The sequence below is a fragment of the Aeromonas sp. ANP5 genome (genome assembly GCF_963870295.1).
Taxonomy (GTDB): domain Bacteria; phylum Pseudomonadota; class Gammaproteobacteria; order Enterobacterales; family Aeromonadaceae; genus Aeromonas; species Aeromonas veronii.
The window spans coordinates 147,574-170,754 of record NZ_CAWMRY010000002.1; the positions used below are offsets into that span (position 1 = coordinate 147,574).

Here is a 23,181-nt window from a genome sequence, read left to right on the forward strand (position 1 = left end):
ATCTGTGACAGCAAACGGATGATAACGGCGGGCCCTGCGCCCGCCGCTTTCCCTTAATGCAAAGAGGATTTTCTATGGGCACCATCTTCACCCGCTGGATGGCCATCGTGCTGGCTGGTCTGCTGCTGCAAGGCTGCGGCTTTCACATGCGCGGCAACGGCATTCCGAGCGAGCTGATGACCATGAAGGTCGTGGGCGACAACAAGAGCGACTTCTACCGGATGGTTACCACCCGTCTGAAGGCCTCTGGCGTGACCCTGGCCGACAAGGAGGGCATTCCGGTGCTCACTCTGGGCGGCGTAGGCAGCACCAGTCAGGTCGCCTCGGTCAACGCGCTGGGGACGGACACCGAATATGTGCTGGGCTTTGGTACCCAGTTCACCATCTCGGTACCGGGCAAGCCGACTCAGGTCTTCCCCATCAACTTCAACCGCAGCTTCCTCAACAAGCCGGATGCAGCGCTCGCCTCCTCCCGTGAGCAGGAGCAGCTTAACCGCGAAATGCAGGAGCAGGCGGCCAATCAGGTGATCCGGCAGTTGAGTCAGGTCAGCTTCTGATGCGGATCTACCCGGAACAATTTGGTGACCACCTCAAAGCAGGGCTTCGGCCCTGCTATCTCGTTTTTGGCGACGAGCCCCTGTTGCGACTGGAGGCCATCGATGCCATCCGTCAGGTCGCCCGCAAGCAGGGTTTCGATGAGCGCCACACCTTCGTGGTGGAACAGGGGCTGGACTGGAATCAGGTCTACGATGCCTGTCAGGCCATGAGCCTCTTCTCCGCCCGCCAGATCATCGAGCTGGAGCTGCCCGCCAAGGTGGACAAGGATCTCGCAGCCCGCATCAGCGAAATCGGCAAACAGCTTCATCCCGACCTGCTGTTGGTGCTGAGTGGCGGTCGCCTCAACCAGACCCAGATGAAGGCGGCCTGGTTCGACAAGCTCTACCAGATTGGCACCTATGTGCCGGTCAACCATCCGGAGCCCAAGTTCTTCCCGCGCTGGATGAGCGCCCGTTTTGCGCGTTTCGGCCTCAAGGCGCTGCCGGATGCCATCAACTTCATGTGCCACTCCTACGAGGGCAACCTGCTGGCCGCCAGTCAGGAGATCGAGAAGCTGACCCTGCTCTCGCCGCCCCAGCCCATCAGCGTCACCTATCTGCAAGAGACCATTATCCGCCACGCCCACTTCACCCCGTTCCAGCTGGTCGATACCCTGCTGGAGGGCAAGGTGAACCGGGCCCAGCGCATTCTGGCCGCCCTGCGGGCCGAAGGTACCGAGCCGGGGATGCTGGCCTGGACCCTCTGCCGCGAGCTGGAGCAGCTGACCGAGCTGTCGTTGACGATGCGCAACGGCCAGCCGCTGGGTGAGCACTTCAGCCGCCTGCGTATCTGGCAGAGCCGCCAACAGCTCATTCAGCAAGCACTGACCCGCCTGCCGTTTGCCAAGTTGCAGCAACTGTGGCAACTGATGGCCCAGCTGGACGATGCCCAGCGCCGCTTCGATACCGAGCAGGCCTGGCTGATGCTGCAGACCATTGCCCTCGGCTTTCGTGATGGCACCCCGCTGCCGCTGGTGATGGAGAGCAGCCCGTGCTGAAGGCGCCCATTGGTCTGCTGGGGGGCACGTTCGATCCTATCCATATCGGTCATCTTCGCCCGGCCATCGAGGCGCGCGATGCCCTCGGGCTGGCCGAAATGCGGCTGATCCCGAACCATATCCCGCCCCACCGCGCCAATCCGTTCTGCTCGAGCGAACAGCGCCTTGCCATGGTCAGACTAGCGGCAGCAGAGAACCTCCACTTTGTGGTAGATGAGCGGGAGCTGAGACGGGACAAGCCCTCTTACACCATCGATACCCTGATCGAGCTGCGTCATGAACTGCCCGATACGCCGCTCTGTTTTCTGATGGGGATGGATTCCCTGCTGAGCCTACCAAGCTGGCACCGCTGGCAGGAGCTGCTCGACCATGCCCATCTGGTGGTGAGCGTGCGGCCGGGCTGGCAACCGGATTATCCAGCCGAGGTGGCGCAGCTGCTGGCGCGCCATCACACCACAGATGCCAACGCGCTGCATCAGCGTCTGGCCGGTCATATCTGGCTGGCGGACAACCAGCCCATCGAACTGTCAGCCACCCGACTGCGAGCCTTGCTGGATGAGGGGCAAGACACCCGCTACCTCTTGCCCGAGTCGGTTGCGCACTATATTGATCAACAGGGGCTCTACCGCGCCAACCGCCGCTAGCCCCTGTCGTAATCCTGCCCCACCCGATGGGAAACGGGAGTGACCATGATATAATCCGCCGCCCTGACGCAAACGCTGCGCGCCGGAATACAGGAGAGACTCATTGCAAGGCCAAGAATTGCATGCCTTTATCATCGACAAGATCGATGACATGAAAGGCCGCGACATTATCACCCTCGATGTACGCGGCAAATCCAGCATTACTGACACCATGATCATCTGTTCCGGCAACTCAAGTCGTCACGTCAGCGCCATTGCCCACCATCTGGCCAGCGAGGCCCGCCACGCGGGTCTGGATCTGCTGAGCGTGGAAGGGCAACTGAGCGGTGAATGGGTGCTGGTAGATATGGGCTCGGTGATCGTGCATGTGATGCAGGATGAACATCGTGACTTCTACCAACTGGAAAAGCTGTGGAGCGGTGCCGCTCAAATGAATACGCAATAAGAGCACAAGTGTAACGACCATGAAGATCCAGTTGATTGCGGTGGGCACCAAGATGCCCGCCTGGGTAGAGCATGGCTTCGAAGAGTATCGTCGCCGCTTCCCCAAAGACATGCCGTTTGAACTCGTCGAGATCGGCGCAGGCAAACGGGGCAAAAATGCCGACATTCCCCGCATCCTGCAGAAGGAAGGGGAAGCCATGCTGGCAGCTGCGGGGCGCTCGCGCATCGTCACCCTCGACATTCCGGGCAAGCCCTGGACCACGGAGCAGCTGGCGACCCAGCTGGAGGCGTGGAAACTCGATGGCCGCGATGTGGCCCTGCTGGTAGGCGGGCCGGAAGGCTTGTCCCCCGAGTGCAAGGCTGCCGCCGAACAGAGCTGGTCACTGTCACCGCTCACCCTGCCCCATCCGCTGGTGCGGGTGCTGGTGGCCGAGAGCCTCTATCGGGCCTGGAGCATCACCACCAATCATCCGTATCATAGAGAGTGAGCCATGCGTCTCTGGAGTCTCACCTCTCATATTCACCCCTATCACAGAGAGTGAACAATGCAGTTCCTGCTCTTATTGCCCCCAAGGGTCTTGAGGTAAAGGCATGCTGAAACAACGCATCGAAATGCGCGATCACAGTGCCGAGGGCAATCTGTTCTTCCGGCGCACCCTGGTAGCCTACATCGGTATCGTCGTGCTGATGCTGGTGCTGCTGGGCAATCTCTATTATCTGCAGGTCGAGTCCTACGACACCTACCAGACTCGCTCCAACTCCAACCGTATCCGCGTGGTACCGGTGGCGCCGCCACGGGGCCTCATCTATGACGCCAACGGCGTGCTGCTGGCGGAAAACCGCCCGGTCTACAGTCTGGAAATTGTGCCGGAAGAGACCAAAGATCTCGAAAAAACCGCCGACCAGCTGATCACCCTGCTGGGTCTGCCAGAGGGCACCAAGGAGAAGTTCCTCGCCGAAGTGAAGCGCCAGCGCCGCTTCAAGCCGGTCCCCCTCTACGAGAAACTGACCGAATATCAGGTGGCCCTCTTCTCGGTCAACCAGCATAACTACCCGGGCGCCAGCATCGAGGCCTACCTCAAACGCTACTACCCGTTTGGTGACACTCTCACCCACGCTTTGGGCTATGTGGCCAAGATCAATACCCGTGACGTGGAGCGCCTCGAGAAGGAAGAAAAACTCGCCAACTATGCGGCCACCAAGGATATCGGCAAGCAGGGGGTGGAGAAGTATTACGAGGATGAGCTGCACGGCGTGGCGGGCTATCAGGAGGTCGAGGTGAACAACCGCGGCCGGATTGTCCGCACCCTCAAGTTCCAGCCACCTATTCCCGGCAAGGATATTTACCTCAATATCGACGTCCGGATGCAGCTCAAGGCCCAGCAACTGCTGGCCGGCCAGCGCGGCGCCATCGTGATGATGGACCCGAGAACCGGTGCCATCATCGCCATGGAGTCGAGCCCGAGCTACGACCCCAACCTGTTCGTGACCGGCATCTCCAGCGCCAACTACTCGGCGCTGCTCAACGATCCGGCGCGGCCGCTGGTGAACCGCACCACTCAGGGCATTTATGCCCCCGCCTCCACGGTCAAACCCATGATGTCGGTAATGGGGCTCAACGAGGGGGCCATTACCCCGGGCTACCGCTATTTCGGCGGCCCGAGCTTCTCCATTCCCGGTACCACCAAGAAGTTTCGCGACTGGCGCCGCTGGGGTCACGGCTGGCTCGATGTCTATCGCGCCATCGAGGTCTCGGCAGATACCTATTTCTACGATCTCGCCTATCGGGTCGGCATCGACAAGATCCACAGCTACATGACCAAGTTCGGCTTCGGTCAGTACAGTGGCGTCGACCTCTATGAAGAGACCAAGGGGGTCATGCCGTCCCGTGACTGGAAAATGGCCCGCTGGCGTCAGCCCTGGTATCAGGGGGACACCATCTCCATCGGTATCGGTCAGGGTTACTGGAGCGCCACGCCAATCCAGCTGGCCAAAGCGATCAGCATCCTGACCCAGAATGGTCACGATGTGACCCCACACCTGCTCAAGAGCACCGCCTCCCAGGCGGGAGTGGTCGATGCACCGATCAACCCGAACATGGCGCTCAAAACCAAGAGCGACAGCTACTGGCAGGTGGCTCGGGAGGGGATGTGGCGAGTGATCAACGGCCACGAAGGTACCGGCCGTCGCGCTTTTGCCAACACCCCCTATGTGGCGGCAGGCAAGTCCGGCACCGCCCAGGTGGTCAACATGAAAGAAAATCAGGTCTACAACGCCAAAACCATGAAAGTGGAGCACCGCGACAATGCCCTGTTTGTCGCCTTTGCCCCCTATGAAACACCCAAGGCAGTCGTGGCACTGGTGCTGGAGAACGCCGGTGGTGGCAGTACCAATGCGGCACCCGTTGCTCGCCAGATGCTGGATGCCTATCTGCTGCCCCCTGATCCGCAACTGCCACCGGCACCGGAAAAGCCGTCCCAACCGAGTGAGGTCGCTCCCAATGAGTAATTCTGCCCGCCAGCAGAGCATCTGGTACAAGCTGCATATCGACTTGCCCCTGCTGCTCGGTCTGCTGGCCGTGATGACCCTCTCCATGGTGGTGCTCTACTCCGCCTCCGGTCAGGATATGGACTCCATCGTGCGCCAGCTGGTGCGCGGCGGTCTCGCCTTTGCTCTGATGATCGGCCTGGCCCAGCTGCCCCCCTCCCTCTACGCCCGCTGGTCGGTGCCGCTGTTCGCCGTGGTGGTGCTGATGCTGATTGCGGTGGACGTATTCGGCCATATCGGCAAGGGGGCCCAGCGCTGGCTCGATCTGGGCTTTATGAAGTTCCAGCCCTCCGAGGTAATGAAGCTCTCCATGCCGATCATGGTGGCCGCCTGGCTCAGTCGCCACTCGCTGCCCCCCAAGTTCAGCCATGTGGTGATCGCCCTCATCATGGTGCTGCTGCCCACCCTGCTGATCGCCGCCCAGCCTGACCTTGGCACCTCAATTCTGGTGGCCGCCTCCGGCTTCTTCGTCATCTTCCTGGCGGGGCTCAGCTGGTGGCTGATCGGCTTGGCGGTCCTGCTGATGCTGGCCTTTATGCCAGTGCTCTGGTTCTTCCTGATGCACGACTACCAGCGCCAGCGGGTGCTGATGCTGCTCGACCCGGAGAAAGACCCGCTCGGCCGCGGCTATCACATCATCCAGTCCAAGATTGCCATCGGCTCCGGCGGCGTCTTCGGCAAGGGGTGGCTGCAAGGGACCCAATCCCAGCTGGAGTTCCTGCCCGAGCGCCACACCGACTTCATCTTCGCGGTATTCAGTGAGGAGTTCGGTCTGGTGGGGGTTGCCCTGCTGCTGGTGCTCTACCTCTACGTCATCAGCCGCTGTCTGTTTATCTCGATGCAGGCCCAGAACAGCTTCGAGCGACTGCTGGGTGGCGCCATCACCCTCACCTTCTTCGTCTATGTGTTCGTCAATATGGGCATGGTGAGTGGCATCTTGCCGGTGGTGGGGGTGCCCCTGCCGCTGGTGAGCTATGGCGGCACCTCCATGGTGACCCTGATGGCCGGATTCGGTATCCTGATGTCCATCCAGACTCATAGAAGACTACTCGCCTGATGAGACGGGTTGGATTGCTGCTCTCGCTCGCCACCACGATGGCGACCGCCGCCGTGGCGCCGGATCGGTTGGCCCTGCTCGCCGACCAGCAGCAGGTGCCGCTGGCGGAGCTGCAGGCCGCGGTCGCCCGCGCCCAATTACGGCAGGAGGTGCTCGACACCATCAGCAAGCCGTGGGAGGCCAAACCCTGGCATCGCTACCGGCCGCTGTTTGTTACCCCGGATCGCATCCGTGATGGCCAGCAGTTCTGGCAACAACATGCCGAGACGCTGGCCCGCGCAGAGCAGACCTATCGGGTGCCCGCCTCGCTCATCGTGGCCATCATAGGGGTAGAAACCTTCTACGGTCGCCAGATGGGCCGCCATCCGGTGCTCGATAGCCTCTACACCCTGGGGTTTCACTACCCCGAGCGGGCCGACTTCTTTGCCAAGGAGTTTGCCCAGCTGGTGTTGCTGGCAAGGGAAGAGGGGTGGTCGCTGGAGCACCTCAAGGGCTCCTATGCCGGCGCCATGGGGATGGGGCAGTTCATGCCCTCCAGCTATCGCCACTATGCCGTCGACTTTGACGGGGATGGCAAGCGGGATCTGTTTGCCAACCCGGTCGATGCCATCGGCAGCGTGGCCAACTATTTTGCCAGCCACCAGTGGCGCTGGGGCGAATCCGTGGTGGAACCGGCCCAGATCGGGTTGATGGCAGTCGAACCTCTACTCAGGCCTGAGCCCGAGTTAACACAACAGTGGTCAGAACTGGCGGCGGCAGGGATTGAGCTCGCCACGCCGCTGGCCCCACAGACGCCGGTCAAGTTGCTGGCGTTTGCCCAAGCCGATGGACCGGAATACTGGGTCGCACGGCATAACTTTTATGTGATCACCCGTTACAATCGCAGCCCACTCTATGCGATGGCGGTGTATCAACTTAGCCAAGCCATTCAGGAAGCGTATGCATCTTCGTCACAAACTCCTCCCGCTCAGCCTGAGCTTGTTGCTGGCCGCCTGTAGCAGCCAGCCGGAACAGAGCGCCCCCGTCGAGCCGCAAGCACCGGTCAGCAAGCCACCCGTTATCGAGATCCCGCAAGCCACCGGCGCCATTCCGCGCCCCGAGCCCCTGAGTGCCAGCGGCAACCGGGACTACTGGATCGGCAAGCAGAAGCACGAGGTGTGGCGCGACATCAAACACTACAGCGAAGAAGGCACCGCCAGCTGGCTGTCGCCGGATCTGGACGGCCAGAAGACCGCCAACGGCGATGTGCTGGACAGCAAGCTGTTCAGTGCTGCCCACCGCAACCTGCCCATCCCGAGCTATGTGCGGGTTACCAATCTGGACAACGGGCTGGAGACCATAGTGCGGGTCAACGATCGCGGCCCCTTCAACAGCCCGCGCCTGATCGACCTCTCCTACGCAGCGGCCAAGCAGCTGGAGATGGTCGATAGCGGTGAGGCCCGAGTTCGGCTGGAGCTGATCAGCGACACCCCGGATCAGATGGTGATCATGGAGCCGATGAAGCCCATCGAAATGACTCCGACCACTCCGGCTGCGGCCTCCAACACGCTGTCGCAAGATGGCTTCCTGGGTGAACCAACCGCACTGGCGATGGCCACTCCCGCTGCCGAACCCGCTCCCGTCAAGACGCCCGCCGCCAAGCCCGCCAAAGCGGCACCTGTCAAACCAGCGCCAGCCAAGGCTGCAGCGCCCGCCAGCAGTGGTGATGGCAAGATGATCCAGGTACTGGCCAGCGGCTCCCGGGATCGGGCCGAGGCGATGGGCAAGGTGATGACCCAGCGTTACGGCGTGCCCTACCGGATCGATGCCCATGGCGCCATTTTCCGGGTGCTGATTGGCCCGGTCGCCGCCGACCAGCAGGCAAGTGTGCTGGAAAAAGTACGTCAGGGCGGGCTGGAACAGGCCTTTATCGTGCCCTGAACGCCCCACTTTGCCGCGGATGTGACTAACCGCTTACTCACTGTCATCACGTCGTTTTATGGCGTGATGACAGGGAGTGATGGATAAAAAACCAGTTCTGATCGCCATCTCGGGCTATAACCTGCGGGCGCATCTGGTATAGTTAGGCCCGCATTTTATCCCCATCTGGCTCGCAGGAATTTCAAGATGTCCAAATTTGCCCGTTCAGTTCTTCTGGCCTCACTGATCAGCGTAACCGCCCAGGCCAATACGCCGGTGCCGACACCGACCCCGAATGCCATGCCCATGGTGGTTCCCGCCGCGCCGGAGATCTCCGCCAAGGCCCATATTCTGATCGACTACTACTCAGGTCAGGTGCTGGCCGAGCAGAACGCCGAAGAGCGTCTGCCGCCCGCCAGTCTGACCAAGATGATGACCTCCTACATCATCGGCCAGGAGCTGCTGAAGGGGAACATCAAGCGCACCGACATGGTGACCATCAGCCAGAACGCCTGGTCCAAGAACTACTCCGACTCCTCCAAGATGTTTATCGAGGTGGGCAAGCAGGTCTCCGTCGATGATCTCAACAAGGGCATCATCATCCAGTCCGGCAACGACGCCTGTGTCGCCATGGCTGAGTTCCTGGCAGGCAGCACCGACTCCTTCGCCAGCCTGATGAACAGCTGGGCCGCCAAGCTCGGCATGAACGACAGCCACTTCATGAACCCGCACGGTCTGGATGCGGAAGGTCACTACAGTACCGCTCACGACATGGCCCGTCTGGGTCAGGCGCTGATCCGCGACCTGCCGGAGGAGTACAAGATCTACTCCCAGAAATCCTTCGTGTTCAACGGCATCACCCAGCACAACCGCAACCGCCTGCTGTGGGATCAATCCCTGCAAGTGGATGGCATCAAGACCGGCCACGTCAGCCAGGTCGGCTATAACCTGGTCTCCTCTGCCACCAACAACGAAGGCATGCGCCTGATCGCCGTGGTACTGGGCGCCAGCAGCGAAGCCTCCCGCGCCGCCGAGAGCAAAAAACTGCTCACCTATGGCTTCCGCTTCTTCCAGAGCCTGACCCCGTACAAGGCAGGCACCGAGCTGGTCACCCAGAAGATCTGGATGGGCGACAAACCGGAAGTGAAACTGGGCGTCGACAAGGATGTCTCCGTGCTGGTCACCCGCGGTCAGGGCAACAACCTGAAGGCTGACTTCCAGCTCGACAGCGAGCTGAAAGCGCCGCTGGCCAAGGGTCAGCGCGTCGGTACCGTGTTCCTGAAACAGGGCGACAAAGAGATCAAGCAGGTGCCGCTGGTTGCCCTGGAAGAGGTGCAGGAAGGTGGCTTGATGAGCCGTCTGTGGGACTACCTGGTACTGCTGGTCACCAGCTGGTTCAAGTAATCCAACGCACGATCCTCACCATACAGCGGCGCCAACAGGCGCCGCTGCTGTCTGTGACCGGCAAAGGCAGTGAATAACCCTGTAAACTGCAGGTTCCGCCTTACCCTGATTTGTGGTAAAAAGCAGCACTTCCATCCTTGTCTGACCGATCCTGGCCTTGATCCCGGTCCGGGCTGCGCCCATATAGTTATGAGCCGTGCCCATATAGACTTGAAATGGCGGCCTCCACGGGCCATCGGCCACTAGCCATCCAAGATGAAGTCATCCCGGTGATGACGCAAAAGGTGAGTAAATGAATACCAAGTTTGATGAACTGCTGGAGTTTCCCTGCAAATTCCCGTTCAAGGTACTCGGCGTTGCCGACCCGGCACTGCCGGAAATGGTGGTTGAAGTGCTGCAGCAGCACGCCCCCGGCACCTACAGCCCGACAGTCCAGCCCAGCTCCAAGGGCAACTACCACTCGGTTCGCGTGACCGTGACTGCCCAGAGCAAAGAGCACATCGAAGCGATGTACCACGCCCTTGGCAAGATCGAGCTGGTGAAATACGTACTGTAATTTCTCTCTCGCCCCGTTCTGCGGGGCGACTGTTTTTGGCCGCAGCACGCCGCGAGGACGCCATGTCATCCCAGATCCCCGCCCAGTCCAGCCTGATTGTCAGGCAGCTGGGTCGCCGCCCCTACCAGCCGGTATGGGACGCCATGAAAGCCTTCACCGACAACCGCACCAGCGACACCCCGGACGAGTTCTGGGTGGTCGAGCACGATCCCGTCTACACCCAGGGTCAGGCCGGCAAGGCCGAACACCTGCTCAATCCGGGCAATATCCCGGTGGTGCAGAGCGATCGCGGCGGTCAGGTGACCTATCACGGCCCGGGCCAGCTGGTGCTCTACGTACTGGTGGATGTCCGCCGCTGCAAATTCTCGGTTCGCGAGCTGGTGACCGCGCTGGAGACAGCCATCATCAATACCCTCGCCAAAAGCGATATCCAGGCCTATGCCAAGGCCGATGCCCCCGGGGTCTATGTGAAAAATGACCTTGGCATGGAGGCAAAACTGGCCTCGCTGGGTCTGCGCATCCGCAAGGGGTGCTCGTTCCACGGGCTGGCCCTCAACATCAACATGGACATGACCCCCTTCCTGCACATCAATCCGTGCGGCTATGCGGGCATGGCCATGACCCAGACCAGCGCTCTGGGCGGCCCGCAAAGCGTGGCCGAGGCGCAATCCATTCTGGTGGCCGAACTGGCCCGCCTGATTGGCTATCAAACAATAACAAACACCGAGAGTGAATCATGAGCAAACCCGTTCGTATGGAGCCGGGCGTCAAGCTGCGCGATGGCGACAAGATGGCCCTGATCCCGGTGAAATTCATGCCGGATCCCAACGAAGAACTCCTTCGCAAGCCGGACTGGATGCGGATCAAGCTGCCCCCCTCCAGCCAGAAGATCGAACACATCAAGAGCACCTTGCGCAAAAACAAGCTGCACTCGGTCTGTGAAGAGGCCTCCTGCCCCAACCTGGCGGAGTGCTTCAACCACGGCACCGCCACCTTCATGATCATGGGCGCCATCTGCACCCGTCGCTGCCCCTTCTGCGACGTGGCCCACGGCCGCCCGCTGGCACTCGATCCGGAAGAGCCGAAGAAGCTGGCGCTGACCATCAAGGAGATGAACCTCAAGTATGTGGTGATCACCTCGGTGGACCGCGACGATCTGCGCGACGGCGGTGCCCAGCACTTCGCCGACTGCATCCGCGAGATCCGCGAGCACAGCCCGCAGACCCGCATCGAGATCCTGACTCCGGATTTCCGTGGCCGGATGGAGCAGGCGCTGGAGGTGTTCCGCGAAACCCCGCCGGACGTCTTCAACCACAACCTGGAAACCGCGCCGCGCATGTATCGCGTCGCCCGCCCGGGTGCCGACTACAAGTGGTCGCTGGAGCTGCTGCGCCGCATCAAGGAGATGCACCCCCACGTGCCGACCAAATCCGGTCTGATGATGGGTCTTGGCGAGACCAACGAAGAGATCGTCGAGGTGCTGAAAGATCTGCGCGCCCACGGCGTCAACATGCTGACCCTGGGTCAGTATCTGCAGCCGAGCCGCCACCACCTGCCGGTCAAGCGCTACGTGCCGCCTGCAGAGTTTGACGAGCTGAAAGATGTCGCCATGGAGCTGGGCTTTACCCACGCCGCCTGTGGTCCTTTCGTTCGCTCCTCCTACCATGCTGATCTGCAAGCCAAGGGCGAAGAGGTCAAATGATCTCGCACGACAGGGAGGCCAAATAACCGCCTCCATCTCAATTAAAAAGAGCGCCTATTGGCGCTCTTTTTGTTGGTATCACTGACAGTTGCAGCTTGATCTACTTCAGTAGCCGTGGTCGAAGATCCCCTGCTGATGCCAGCGTTGCAGCTGGGCCAGCACCCGGGTCTCTCGCGCCGTCCACTGGGGACAGGGCCCCGCCAGCTGGGTCTTGTTGGTCTGCAGCGCCTCGTCGAGGGCAAACCAGCCGGGCACGAAGCCAAGCCGGATCTCGTAGGGCTGCGGCTGCGGGGCCACCAGCTGATCGCCAATCCGGCACCAGTAGTAGAGCGAGCGGATGCAGTAGGCATCGAACCCCGGCTCGCGGGCGGCGCGATATTCACGGGTCTCGCCAAGCAGGCCCCCCACTTCCCGCAGCTCGGCACCGCACTCCTCCAGCAGCTCGCGAGCGAGCGCCACATGGTGGCTCTCCCCCGCTTCAATGCCGCCCCCGGGGAACATCAGATCGCCGTTGACCCGGGAGTGGACCAGCAGCAGCTCGTCGCCACGGGGCACCACGGCACGCACCGTGAGGCGCTCCAGGGTGCGGCCATCGGTACGTACCTCGCCATGAACGAAAGAGAGATCGAACGGATTGGGCCAGCAGCTGGCCGGGGAGAGCGTCGTCATCACTGCCTCAGGGCCGGTAGTTGCCATGCTTGAGCTGCTCGACAATTTCGGCAGCCCGCACATCGTAACCATCCTGCTCTGTCTTGCTCAGGGTGTGGTAGATGCCAAAACGCTTGGCTGAGACCTCGGGGCTATCCTGAAACGATTCGCTCACCTTGCCCCACAGATAGGCCAGCCCATACTGTTTCTGGCCCATATAGAGGGTGCTGAGGGAGGTGAATATACGGCTGTTTACCTTGTCCCCCTCCTGATAGAGGGAGAGGCCGTGCTGCAGGGTGGCGATGGCCTTTTCCGGGTCGCTCTTGGCGTAGATACCGCCGAGCGCCAGTTGCAGCTCGGGTTCATCCAGCGCCTTGGTGCCTTCCAGCGCCATAAACTGCTGGCGAGCCAGCTCGTTGGTGTTGTTGGTCCAGTGCCAGAGCAGCAGGTAGGGATCTTGCGAATTGCGGGTCGCGGCATCGAGCTGAGCCAACTGATCCCCGGCCGCCAGCATGCCCTCGACCCGTGGACTCTTCTGCTCGCGGGCATTCTTGTATTCAATGCTGGTGGAACGCTCGGCACATTTGAGATAGCGCTCAAGGTTACGCATCAGCTCATACTTGCGCCGATCCGTCCCCTCCTCCTTGAGATAGAAGCGACTGCGGATCACATCGGTACGCTCGTAGCGACACCAGCCATCGTCCACCAGATCCTGGCAGAGCTCGGGATGATTGCCACAGATGTTGTGGATCCGGTCGTCATTGCAGCCAGCCACGGCAAGGCCGACTGAAAGCATGATGAAGGTCTGTCGCAGGGGGAAATTGGCCATGGTTCACATCTTGTTGGTAACGCGGGTTGGTAACAACTGGCGCCTTTACGGGCCACCTCCGGCTAGCAAACCGGTTACATATCCATTACAATGCGCGCGCCATATAAGGCCGCGATTGCAGAATAATATAACGAAATATACACCCCTACACTGATCTGCATTCGACGAATTTTCTATTTACACCAACAACGTGAAATAAAGGATCTGGTCAATGACCCACGAGCACTACTTGCAAGCGTGGCAGGAGAGCCAGGAGCTCGCCGAAGCCATGCAGCCCTTGATTGGTCGCCTCTACCGACAACAAGGGGTCGAGATCACCCTCTACGGCCGCCCGCTGCAAAACGCCTCCACCATCGATATCCTCAAGGCCCATCGGGTCGTCCGCCGCCACCAGGGCGCTCCCCTCCCCATCCAGCAAAGCTTCCCCCTGCTTCAGGCCATCGTTGCCCTCAAACCCACCGCCGCCGAGGTTGACCTTGGCAAGCTGGCAGTCGGCTACTGGCAGGATCATCAGGATGAAGCGGGGATCGAGGACTATCTGCAAGCGCGACTGGCACCGGCCCTTGGCCGCAGCCAGATGCCGCAGCCGACCGACGTGGTGCTCTACGGCTTTGGCCGTATCGGCCGCCTGCTGGCCCGGCTGCTCATCGAGCGCACCGGCGCTGCCAATCCGCTGCGTCTGCGCGCCATCGTGGTACGCGGTGGTCGTGACGGGGATCTGGAAAAACGCGCCAGCCTGCTGCGCCGCGACTCGGTGCATGGCCCCTTCAACGGCTCCATCGAGGTGGATGTGGAACGCAGCGCCATCATCGCCAACGGCACCTTCATTCAGGTGATCTACGCCAATAGCCCGGCCGACATCGACTACACCGCCTACGGCATTCACGATGCGCTGATCGTCGACAACACCGGCGTCTGGCGTGACGAAGCAGGCCTCTCCGAGCACTTGAAAGCGCGCGGTGCCGGCAAGGTGTTGCTGACTGCCCCCGGCAAAGGGGAGATGAAGAACGTGGTGTTTGGGGTCAACCATGAGGTGATAGGCCCGGGTGACAGGATCATCTCCGCCGCCTCCTGTACCACCAACGCCATCACCCCGGTGCTCAAGGTAATGCAGGAGCGGTTCGGCATCCGCCACGGCCACGTGGAGACGGTCCACTCCTACACCAACGATCAGAACCTCATCGATAACTATCACAAAGGCGAGCGCCGCGGTCGCAGCGCCGCCCTCAATATGGTGATGACCAGCACCGGCGCCGCCAAGGCGGTGGCCAAGGCGCTGCCGGAACTCAAGGGCAAGCTGACCGGCAACGCCATCCGGGTGCCGACCCCCAACGTCTCGCTGGCGATTATCAATCTGTCGCTGGAGCAGGCCACCGATCGGGAGAGCCTCAACGCCTATCTGCAGCAGATGGCGCTAAGCTCGGCCCTGCACCGCCAGATCGACTTCAGCGCCAGTACCGAGCTGGTCTCCTCCGACATGGTAGGTTCCCGTTATGCGGGCATCGTCGACTCCCAGGCGACCATCGCCGAGGGGGATCACTGCGTGCTCTACGTATGGTATGACAACGAGTTCGGGTACAGTTGTCAGGTAGTGCGGGTGATGGAGCAGATGGCTGGCGTAGTCCGCCAGGATCTGCCGGCATAGACCGATAGGGTCTACCTGCATGGCCCATCAGATCCCGCTGTTTATGGCTCAATAGTTCAAGGAGAGGCCGGATGTCGTTTCAACAGGGTGAGTTTTTACAAGCTATCAGGCAGATGCCCGAAGAGGTGTACGAGCGGCTCAAGACCGCAGTCGAGCTGGGCAAGTGGCCCGATGGCAAGCCCCTCACCGACGAGCAGAAGGCCACCTCCCTACAAGCCGTGATGGCCTGGCAGGCGATGCATCTCGACAACCCCGAGCACATGAACATAGGTCGTGACGGCGAGATCGTGATGAAGAGCAAGAGCGAGCTCAAGCGTCAGTATCGCGACGAGGAAGAGATAGTACGGGTCGACCTCAACCACTGAACCTGACCCGGCAGGCCGCTCGCGGCGGCCACAACAGAGAGGGGAGCCATGATGGCTCCCCTCTTTTTTCTTAACTTATCACCCCTCGTCACCGGTGCAATGCGCTGCGCTTATTGCACCCTACCGCGAGGGTTATCAGGGAGTCAGCTCCCCACGCAGGGACTGCTGCATCAGCTCGCGAATGCGGTGGGAGGGCAAGTCCTGACTCAGCAGGAAGTGCAGCTTGGTGAGTGCTGCCTCGGCGGTCATGTCAAAGCCCGAGATCACCCCGGCCCGCGACAGGGCGTTGCCGGTAGCATAGCCCCCCATATTGACCTTGCCGTGCAGGCACTGGCTCAAGTTGACGATGATGACGCCGCGGGCCGAGGCCTCGGAGAGCAGCGCCAGCATGGCCGGGTTCTGCGGCGCATTGCCGACCCCGAATGACAGCAGGATCAGCGCCTTCACCGGCTGTTGTAGGATGTTGGCGATCACCTCGCTGGAGATCCCCGGATAGAGGGTTACCACGCCGATGGGCTGGGGAGTGATGTCGTGCAGCACCAGCGGCCGCTCGGAGGGCACGCCCAGCTCGCCCGCTTCCAGCGAGATGGCGATCCCGGCATTGAGCAGCGGTGGATAGTTGGGGGAGTCGAAGGCGTGGAAGCCGTCGGCGTGCACCTTCTTGCTGCGGTTGCCGCGATAGAGCTGGTTGTTGAAGAACAGCGTCACCTCGTGGATCGGGTAGTTGGCCGCGATATAGAGGGCGTTGAGCAGGTTCTGCTGACCGTCGGAGCGCAGCTCGGCCAGCGGGATCTGGGAACCAGTGATGATGACCGGCTTGTGCAGATCTTCCAGCATGAAAGAGAGCGCCGAGGCGGTGAACGACATGGTGTCGGTGCCATGCAGGATCACGAAGCCATCGTATTTCTCGTAGTTGTCTCGAATGTCCTCGGCGATACGCTGCCAATCCGCCGGGGTCATGTCGGAGGAGTCGATGAGGGGCGCATATTCGTGGATATGGTAATCCGGCATCTCGGGGCGGTGGAACTCGGGCATCCGCGCCAGGCAGTCTTCCATAAAGCCCGCCATCGGCACGTAGCCGTGATCGGAACGCTGCATCCCAATGGTGCCGCCTGTGTAGGCAATGTAGATAGACTTCTTCACACCCTCTCCTCTTGATGAAGTGAACACCGCCAAAACATGAACCATGTCGGGGTGAACCACAATGTCAACGCCCGCCAGCGCCTCTGCGTGCAGCGGAAACCGGCGAATTATAGAGACTGGCGCCCCAAATGACAGCCGTTCCATGCACCCTTTTCGGCTTTTCTGCCCTCTACCTACATAGTGTTAAATGTCACAATAAACCACTAAAACGAGCATTAATACGACAAAGATGGAATTAAACGATGCTTTTTGCTACAATCCGCCGGATTTTACTAAAATCTCATCTGGATGCCTGAGCATTTCAGGCCCGCACAAGCCCCATCTTTCCTGGGGCGGGGAGATGTTTCCCCTTCTTTGCTGGCACATAAGCCACACTGTTTTCATCCCGGCTGAATCTGTAAGTCTTTTGCTATGAAAGACACAGCCAATCAACATGGGAGTACTGAATGTTACAACTTGATTCCTACGCAACGCTGGTCGCTGCCACTCTGGTATTGCTGCTTGGCCGGGTGTTGGTTACCCGAGTCGGGCTGCTGCGTACCTTCAACATCCCCAAACCGGTAGCCGGCGGCCTGGTGGTCGCGCTGGTACTGCTACTGCTGCGCTCCACCCTGCAGATGGAGCTGCAATTTGATACCAGCCTGCAAACCCCGCTGATGCTGGCCTTCTTCGCCTCCATCGGTCTATCCGCCGATCTCGCCAGCCTGAAACGCGGCGGCAAGGCGGTGGTTACCTTCCTGATGGTGGTCACCGGCCTGCTGCTGGTGCAGAACAGTCTGGGTGTCGGTCTGGCGACCCTGCTCGGTCTGGACCCCCACATGGGGCTGCTGGCCGGCTCCATCACTCTTTCCGGCGGCCACGGCACCGGGGCGGCCTGGAGCGCCACCTTCTCCGAGAAATATGGCGTGCAATCCGCTGCCGAACTCGCCATCGCCTGTGCCACCTTCGGTCTGGTGCTGGGCGGCCTGATCGGTGGTCCGGTGGCTCGCTATCTGGTGAAGAAAGTGCAGGTGCCCGGTGAGGAGCACAATCAGGATGAGGCCCCCCAGGGCTTCGAAATGCCGGATATGGAGCGCCCCCTCACCACTTTCAGCGTTATCGAAACGCTGGCGCTGATCGCCATCAGCCTCAAGGGTGGCGAGCTGCTCTCTGCTTCCCTCAAAGGGGGCGCCTTCGAGCTGCCGATCTTTGTCTGCGTGCTGTTTGTCGGCGTGCTGCTGCGCAACGTCCTGACCCTGCTGAACTGGCATGAGGTGAGCGATCGCGAGGTCTCCCTGCTGGGCAACGTCAGCCTGTCGCTGTTCCTCGCCATGGCACTGATGAGCCTGAAATTGTGGGATCTGGCCAGCCTGGCGCTGCCCATCTTCATTCTGCTGGCCGCCCAGACCGTGGCGATGGCGCTCTACGCCATCTTCGTCACCTTCCGGGTCATGGGCAAAAATTACGATGCGGCCGTGCTGGCGGCGGGTCACTGTGGCTTTGGCCTCGGGGCCACCCCGACCGCGATTGCCAACATGCAGGCCATCACCCAGCGCTTCGGTCCCTCCCACCTGGCGTTTCTGGTGGTGCCCATGGTGGGCGCCTTCTTTATCGACATCATCAACGCCATGGTGATCAAGCTGTTTATGGCGATGCCATTCCTGTAATTCCCTTTCCGTCAGACGTATACGATCAGAGCCCACCTTTCGGTGGGCTCTTTGTTTGTTCTCTACTCGCCAGCTGACGCAGGCAGAGCCGGGGCTCGTATCCGCCACCTGGGTGACCCGCAAGCAACCCGGAACCCCCACATCCCGCACTCCCCCGAACAACAAAAAGCCCCGCACTCGACAGAGTGCGGGGCTTGTTTATCTCAGCCGGAACAGGCCGTGAGTTGCACCTTACAGGATAAAGGTCGACACCTGCTGATTCAGGTCAGCAGCACGCCCTTTAAGGCTGTGGGCCTGATCCAGATCGCGCATGGCAGATGCGGTGATCTCGTCACTCACATCCTTGATGGCGGTGGTGTTCTGGGTGATCTCGCCGGTCACCTGAGTCTGCTCCTCGGCGGCAGTGGCGATCTGACCCGCCATGTCGGAGATGAGGGAGATGGCGCTGGTGATCTCTTCCAGTGCGCGCACCGCCTGATCCGCATCCTGCACGCTGTTGTCCGCCAGCCCCTGACTGGTCTGCATCAGGCTCACCGCACGGGCAGTGGTCTGCTGCAGGGTCTCGATGGTGGACTGGATCTGCTGGGTGGAGTCCTGGGTACGGCGCGAGAGCACCCGCACCTCGTCAGCGACCACCGCAAAACCACGACCCTGCTCACCGGCACGGGCCGCTTCGATGGCGGCGTTCAACGCCAGCAGGTTGGTCTGTTCGGCAATCCCCTGAATGGTGGAGAGAATGCTGGTGATGGCCTGCGCGTGGCGGCTCAGCTCGCCGATCACCTCGGTCGCCTGCCCCACCTCTTCGGCCAGACCATTGATGGACTGGCGGGTCTTGTTGACCAGCATCTTGCCCTGCTCACTGCTCTGGGCAGATTGCTGGGCAGCGGCGGCGGTGTTCTCGGCGTTGCCGGCGATCTCCATGGTGGCGCTCGCCATCTCGGTGACTGCCGTGGCGACCATGGTCACCTCCTGCTGCTGACGCTGCAGCTCGTCCACCGCGGCCTGGTTGGTCACCAGACTGCGCTCGGCATCGGCGTTCAACTCGTTGGCCAGCTGACGGATATTGCCGATCAGCTGATGCTGGCTACCGACGAAACGGTTGAAGCTGTTGGCCAGTTGGCCTACTTCGTCGTTGGCGTCGATCTTGATGCGCTGGGTCAGATCACCGTTACCATCGGCAATGCGGGCCAGTGCCTGAGAGACCTTGGTGAGCGGGCCAAGCAGCATGCTGACCAGCCAGGAGATAGCGAGGATACTACCCACCAGCACCAGCAGCGCCATCCCCAGCTGGGTCATCAGCAGGGAAGAGAGCGGCGCTTCCAGCGCGGCCTTGTCCAGCACCAGCACCAGTTCCCAATCCGTGTCGGGGATATCAGCCGCCCACAGCAGCTTGTCACGACCTTCGTTGTCGAAGTAGGCCGGCACCAGTTCCTTGCTCGACTTGCTCTGCTCGATCAGCGCGTTGGTCAGATCGTTGTCGATCTCGCTGGCCGGTTTCATCGCCTTGGCAGCATCCTTGTAGGCGATGATGGTGCCATCCTTGTGCATCATGATGGCGAAACCGTCGGCAGGCAGCTGCATCTTGGTCACGTCTTCCACCAGCGAGGCGATGGAGAGGTCACCACCGACGACCCCGCCAGCAACCGGCTGGGCCAGGGTCACCACCATGATGTTGTAAGCCACATCGAGATAGGGTTTGGTGACAATCAGGCCACCTTTGCTCATCGCCTCCTGATACCAGCCACGAGAGCGCGGGTCGTAGCCATCGCGGTTGATGGAAGGATCGGAGTCATTCATCTTGCCACTGCTCTCACCGAAATAGGTGAGCTGGAAACGGCCGGAAACTTGTGCCTGTTGCAAGGCATTGAGGGGTTCGGCACCGGCCTTGTTGCCGAGCGCCTGGATCACGTCGCGACGGGCTGCGAGCCAGTCGCTGACACGCTCGGCCTGCTGGGTACCCAGCCGTTGCAACTGCTCCTGGCTGCCTTGCAGCAACAGGGACTTCTGGCTGCTATAGCTCTGCCAGGAGAGCAACAAAATCACCAACGAAAGGGCGATCACCACTGACAACAGTATCTTCTGCTTGAGTGACAGGTTTTTCATCATGTGTTCTTCTTATTGAGGTGAGGAGCGGGTTTTCCCTAAATTGCACAACACTACACGTAGTCATTAGCGACCCGAATGGCCAAAACTGAACCTGAAAATGGGTCTGCGGGCGATATTTTCTACCGAGGTGGAGAAAAGTGCACCAGAAATTGACGGCATGAGCCGCACAAGCCAAGGCAACCCTGTTTATTCCTTCCACAATTGGCTAGAATATCCCGTTTTTAAATCACATCGACCCTGAGAGTTTTCACGATGTTCGAAGTTAATCCCGTATTAAATAAACTTAAGGAGCTGTCTGAGCGGACCGAGCTTCTTAGGGGGTACCTTTGACTATGACGCCAAGAAAGAGCGTCTAGAAGAGGTCAACGCCGAGCTGGAACAGCCGGACGTATGGAATGAACCCGAGCGCGCACAGGCGCTGGGCAAAGAGCGCGTCGCGCTGGAAAACGTGGTCGGCACCATCGACACCCTGACCCAGGGCGTGGATGACGTCGAGATGCTGGTGAGCCTGGCCGTGGAAGGGGAAGACGAAGAGACCTTCAACGAAGCCATCGCCGAATCCGAACAGCTGGAAGCCAAGCTGGTGGATCTCGAATTCCGCCGCATGTTCTCCGGTCAGCACGACGGCTCCGACTGCTATATCGACATCCAGTCCGGCTCCGGTGGTACCGAAGCACAGGATTGGGCCAACATGGTACTGCGCATGTATCTGCGCTGGGGCGATGCCCACGGCTACAAGCCCGAGCTGATTGAATGCTCCGAAGGCGACGTGGCAGGTATCAAATCCGCCACCATCAAGTTCACCGGCGAATATGCGTTCGGCTGGCTGCGTACTGAAACCGGCGTGCACCGTCTGGTTCGCAAGTCCCCGTTCGATTCCGGTGGCCGCCGTCACACCTCCTTCTGTTCTGTGTTCGTCTACCCCGAGATCGATGACGATATCGATATCGAGATCAACCCGGCGGATCTGCGGATCGACGTCTACCGCGCCTCCGGTGCCGGTGGTCAGCACGTTAACCGAACCGAATCTGCGGTGCGTATTACCCACGTTCCGACCGGTGTCGTGGTACAGTGCCAGAACGACCGTTCCCAGCACAAAAACAAAGACCAGTGTATGAAGCAACTGAAAGCCAAGCTCTACGAGCTGGAAATTCAGAAGCAGAACGCTGAGAAACAAGCCCTGGAAGAGACCAAGTCTGATATCGGTTGGGGCAGCCAGATCCGTTCCTATGTGCTGGATGACTCCCGTATCAAGGATCTGCGCACCGGCGTCGAAACCCGTAATACCCAATCGGTGCTCGACGGTGACTTGGACAAGTTTATCGAAGCCAGCCTGAAATCAGGTCTGTAAACAAGCAGGAATCACCATGTCTGAACAAACCATCACTCCGGAAGTCGACCAAACTCTCGAACTCAACAACGAGATGACCGAGCGTCGTTCCAAGCTGGCCGCCCTGCGCGCCCAGGGTAATCCTTTCCCCAACGACTTCCGTCGCGACAGCCTCTCTGGCGATCTGCACGCAGAGTTCGACGACAAAAGCGCCGAGGAGCTGACGAGCCTGGGTAAACGGGTGAAGATTGCCGGTCGCATCATGACCCGCCGGATCATGGGCAAGGCTTCTTTCGCCACCCTGCAGGACATGGCCGGCAAGATCCAGGTCTACGTCACCCGTGACGACCTGCCGGAAGGTTTCTACAACGAGCAGTTCAAGAAGTGGGATCTGGGCGACATCGTGGGTGTCGAAGGTACCCTGTTCAAGACCCAGACCGGTGAGCTCTCCGTTCACGTTTCCGATATCCGCCTGCTGACCAAGGCACTGCGTCCGCTGCCCGAGAAGCACAAAGGCCTGACCGACCAGGAAGCGCGCTGCCGCCAGCGCTACCTGGATCTGATCGCCAACGAAGAGTCCCGCAAGACCTTCATGATCCGCACCCAGGTGGTTGCCGGTATTCGTAAATTCTTCAATGAAAAGCGCTTCATGGAAGTGGAAACCCCGATGATGCAAGTCATCCCGGGTGGTGCCTCCGCGCGTCCGTTCGTCACTCACCACAATGCGCTGAACATCGATATGTACCTGCGTATCGCTCCGGAGCTCTATCTGAAGCGTCTGGTGGTTGGTGGTTTCGAGCGTGTCTACGAGATCAACCGCAACTTCCGTAACGAAGGTATCTCGGTTCGTCACAACCCCGAGTTCACCATGATCGAGTTCTACATGGCCTACGCCGACTACATCGATCTGATGGACCTGACCGAAGAGCTGCTGCGCACCCTAGCGCAGGACATTCTGGGCGACACCAAGATCCGTTACGCCAAAGAGGGCGAAGAGGGCCTGACCATCGATTTCGGTCAGCCGTTCCAGCGCCTCACCATGGTCGAGTCCATCCTGAAGTTCAATCCGGATGTAACTCTGGACGATCTGGCTACCCTCGAGAGCGCCAAGGCCGTTGCCAAGCGTCTGCACATCGAGCTGATGAAGGGCTGGGAGCTGGGCCACGTGATCACCGCGATCTTCGAAGAGACCGTGGAGCACATGCTGCTGCAACCGACCTTCATCACCGAGTACCCGGCTGCCGTTTCTCCGCTGGCCCGCCGCAACGACGTGAACCCGGACGTAACCGACCGCTTCGAATTCTTCATCGGTGGCCGCGAGCTGGCCAACGGCTTCTCCGAGCTGAACGATGCAGAAGACCAGGCCAAGCGCTTCCAGGATCAGGTTGATCAGAAAGAAGCTGGCGACGACGAAGCCATGTTCTACGACGCAGACTTCGTCACCGCGCTGGAGCACGGCCTGCCGCCGACTGCCGGTCAGGGTATCGGTATCGACCGTCTGGTGATGCTGTTCACCAACAGCCACACCATCCGTGACGTCATTCTGTTCCCGGCCCTGCGTCCGCAGAAGTAAGGCCCACAGAAGCCAGCTAAATCCCTTGGGTCAATCCCAAGCGTGATAG

Annotated in this window: 22 protein-coding genes; 18 read left to right on the forward strand and 4 right to left on the reverse strand. The window is 60.4% G+C overall.

What is annotated here, in order from left to right:
• Positions 1-74: 74 nt before the first annotated feature.
• From AACT07_RS01920 to lipA, 13 genes are all read left to right on the forward strand, one after another.
• Positions 75-557, forward strand: a complete 483-nt coding sequence (locus AACT07_RS01920) for an LPS-assembly lipoprotein LptE (RefSeq protein WP_005335160.1) — start codon at positions 75-77, stop codon at positions 555-557.
• The gene (gene holA / locus AACT07_RS01925; RefSeq protein ID WP_069526438.1) at positions 557-1,594 is read left to right on the forward strand and encodes a DNA polymerase III subunit delta; all 1,038 of its coding nucleotides are present in this window, start codon (positions 557-559) and stop codon (positions 1,592-1,594) included. Before AACT07_RS01920 ends, holA begins: the two co-directional genes overlap by 1 nt.
• Positions 1,588-2,238, forward strand: a complete 651-nt coding sequence (gene nadD, locus AACT07_RS01930; RefSeq protein ID WP_069526439.1) for a nicotinate-nucleotide adenylyltransferase — start codon at positions 1,588-1,590, stop codon at positions 2,236-2,238. The genes holA and nadD overlap by 7 nt, the downstream gene beginning before the upstream one ends.
• A 103-nt stretch (positions 2,239-2,341) precedes the next feature.
• Positions 2,342-2,683 (forward strand): ribosome silencing factor, encoded by a 342-nt coding sequence (gene rsfS / locus AACT07_RS01935; RefSeq protein WP_005335165.1) that lies wholly within the window; start codon positions 2,342-2,344, stop codon positions 2,681-2,683.
• Between the two features lie 19 nt (positions 2,684-2,702).
• Positions 2,703-3,170, forward strand: coding sequence for a 23S rRNA (pseudouridine(1915)-N(3))-methyltransferase RlmH (gene rlmH / locus AACT07_RS01940; RefSeq protein WP_005335166.1), 468 nt, complete (start codon positions 2,703-2,705; stop codon positions 3,168-3,170).
• A gap of 103 nt (positions 3,171-3,273) precedes the next feature.
• Positions 3,274-5,190 carry a penicillin-binding protein 2 gene (mrdA, locus tag AACT07_RS01945; protein ID WP_040066816.1) on the forward strand — a complete coding sequence of 639 codons (1,917 nt, stop codon included), beginning with the start codon at positions 3,274-3,276 and terminating at the stop codon, positions 5,188-5,190.
• Entirely contained in the window at positions 5,183-6,286 is a 1,104-nt protein-coding gene (rodA, locus tag AACT07_RS01950) for a rod shape-determining protein RodA (RefSeq protein WP_005335170.1), read from the forward strand. The genes mrdA and rodA overlap by 8 nt, the downstream gene beginning before the upstream one ends.
• Positions 6,286-7,284, forward strand: coding sequence for a lytic murein transglycosylase B (gene mltB, locus AACT07_RS01955; protein ID WP_040066814.1), 999 nt, complete (start codon positions 6,286-6,288; stop codon positions 7,282-7,284). Before rodA ends, mltB begins: the two co-directional genes overlap by 1 nt.
• The gene (locus tag AACT07_RS01960) at positions 7,226-8,206 is read left to right on the forward strand and encodes a septal ring lytic transglycosylase RlpA family protein (RefSeq protein ID WP_069526440.1); all 981 of its coding nucleotides are present in this window, start codon (positions 7,226-7,228) and stop codon (positions 8,204-8,206) included. The genes mltB and AACT07_RS01960 overlap by 59 nt, the downstream gene beginning before the upstream one ends.
• Positions 8,207-8,392: 186 nt before the next feature.
• The gene (locus AACT07_RS01965; protein ID WP_005335176.1) at positions 8,393-9,589 is read left to right on the forward strand and encodes a D-alanyl-D-alanine carboxypeptidase family protein; all 1,197 of its coding nucleotides are present in this window, start codon (positions 8,393-8,395) and stop codon (positions 9,587-9,589) included.
• 292 nt (positions 9,590-9,881) lie between these two features.
• A complete protein-coding gene (ybeD, locus tag AACT07_RS01970; protein WP_005335178.1) occupies positions 9,882-10,145 on the forward strand; it encodes a DUF493 family protein YbeD in 264 nt (87 codons plus the stop codon).
• 62 nt (positions 10,146-10,207) lie between these two features.
• Complete coding sequence (gene lipB, locus AACT07_RS01975) at positions 10,208-10,885, forward strand: lipoyl(octanoyl) transferase LipB (RefSeq protein ID WP_040066806.1); 678 nt, start codon at positions 10,208-10,210, stop codon at positions 10,883-10,885.
• Positions 10,882-11,847 (forward strand): lipoyl synthase, encoded by a 966-nt coding sequence (lipA, locus tag AACT07_RS01980; protein ID WP_005335190.1) that lies wholly within the window; start codon positions 10,882-10,884, stop codon positions 11,845-11,847. The genes lipB and lipA overlap by 4 nt, the downstream gene beginning before the upstream one ends.
• A 105-nt stretch (positions 11,848-11,952) precedes the next feature.
• Here the strand turns inward: lipA and AACT07_RS01985 are convergent, their stop codons facing one another.
• Positions 11,953-12,516, reverse strand: coding sequence for an NUDIX domain-containing protein (locus tag AACT07_RS01985; RefSeq protein ID WP_069526441.1), 564 nt, complete (start codon positions 12,514-12,516; stop codon positions 11,953-11,955).
• 7 nt (positions 12,517-12,523) lie between these two features.
• The gene (locus tag AACT07_RS01990; protein ID WP_005335192.1) at positions 12,524-13,324 is read right to left on the reverse strand and encodes a DUF2989 domain-containing protein; all 801 of its coding nucleotides are present in this window, start codon (positions 13,322-13,324) and stop codon (positions 12,524-12,526) included.
• Positions 13,325-13,535: 211 nt separating this feature from the next.
• Between AACT07_RS01990 and AACT07_RS01995 the strand changes: the two genes are divergently transcribed.
• Both AACT07_RS01995 and AACT07_RS02000 read left to right on the forward strand, forming a co-directional pair.
• On the forward strand, positions 13,536-14,969 hold the full coding sequence (locus tag AACT07_RS01995; RefSeq protein ID WP_064335641.1) for a glyceraldehyde-3-phosphate dehydrogenase: 1,434 nt from the start codon (positions 13,536-13,538) through the stop codon (positions 14,967-14,969).
• A gap of 71 nt (positions 14,970-15,040) precedes the next feature.
• A complete protein-coding gene (locus AACT07_RS02000) occupies positions 15,041-15,334 on the forward strand; it encodes a YeaC family protein (RefSeq protein ID WP_005335194.1) in 294 nt (97 codons plus the stop codon).
• Between the two features lie 135 nt (positions 15,335-15,469).
• On the opposite strand, the gene ansA is transcribed toward AACT07_RS02000, so the two are convergent.
• The gene (ansA, locus tag AACT07_RS02005) at positions 15,470-16,477 is read right to left on the reverse strand and encodes an asparaginase (RefSeq protein WP_005335195.1); all 1,008 of its coding nucleotides are present in this window, start codon (positions 16,475-16,477) and stop codon (positions 15,470-15,472) included.
• Between the two features lie 446 nt (positions 16,478-16,923).
• Between ansA and gltS the strand changes: the two genes are divergently transcribed.
• Positions 16,924-18,123, forward strand: a complete 1,200-nt coding sequence (gene gltS / locus AACT07_RS02010; RefSeq protein WP_005348115.1) for a sodium/glutamate symporter — start codon at positions 16,924-16,926, stop codon at positions 18,121-18,123.
• A gap of 231 nt (positions 18,124-18,354) precedes the next feature.
• On the opposite strand, the gene AACT07_RS02015 is transcribed toward gltS, so the two are convergent.
• Positions 18,355-20,226, reverse strand: a complete 1,872-nt coding sequence (locus AACT07_RS02015) for a methyl-accepting chemotaxis protein (RefSeq protein WP_069526442.1) — start codon at positions 20,224-20,226, stop codon at positions 18,355-18,357.
• Between the two features lie 255 nt (positions 20,227-20,481).
• Here AACT07_RS02015 and prfB point away from each other — a divergent pair.
• Positions 20,482-21,580, forward strand: a protein-coding gene (gene prfB / locus AACT07_RS02020; protein WP_100645262.1) for a peptide chain release factor 2 whose coding sequence is annotated in 2 segments (ribosomal slippage) — positions 20,482-20,556 and positions 20,558-21,580 — 1,098 coding nt in all. Because the reading frame shifts where the segments join, the coding sequence is not laid out codon by codon here.
• Positions 21,581-21,596: 16 nt separating this feature from the next.
• Positions 21,597-23,132 (forward strand): lysine--tRNA ligase, encoded by a 1,536-nt coding sequence (lysS, locus tag AACT07_RS02025; RefSeq protein WP_069526443.1) that lies wholly within the window; start codon positions 21,597-21,599, stop codon positions 23,130-23,132.
• Positions 23,133-23,181: the final 49 nt, after the last annotated feature.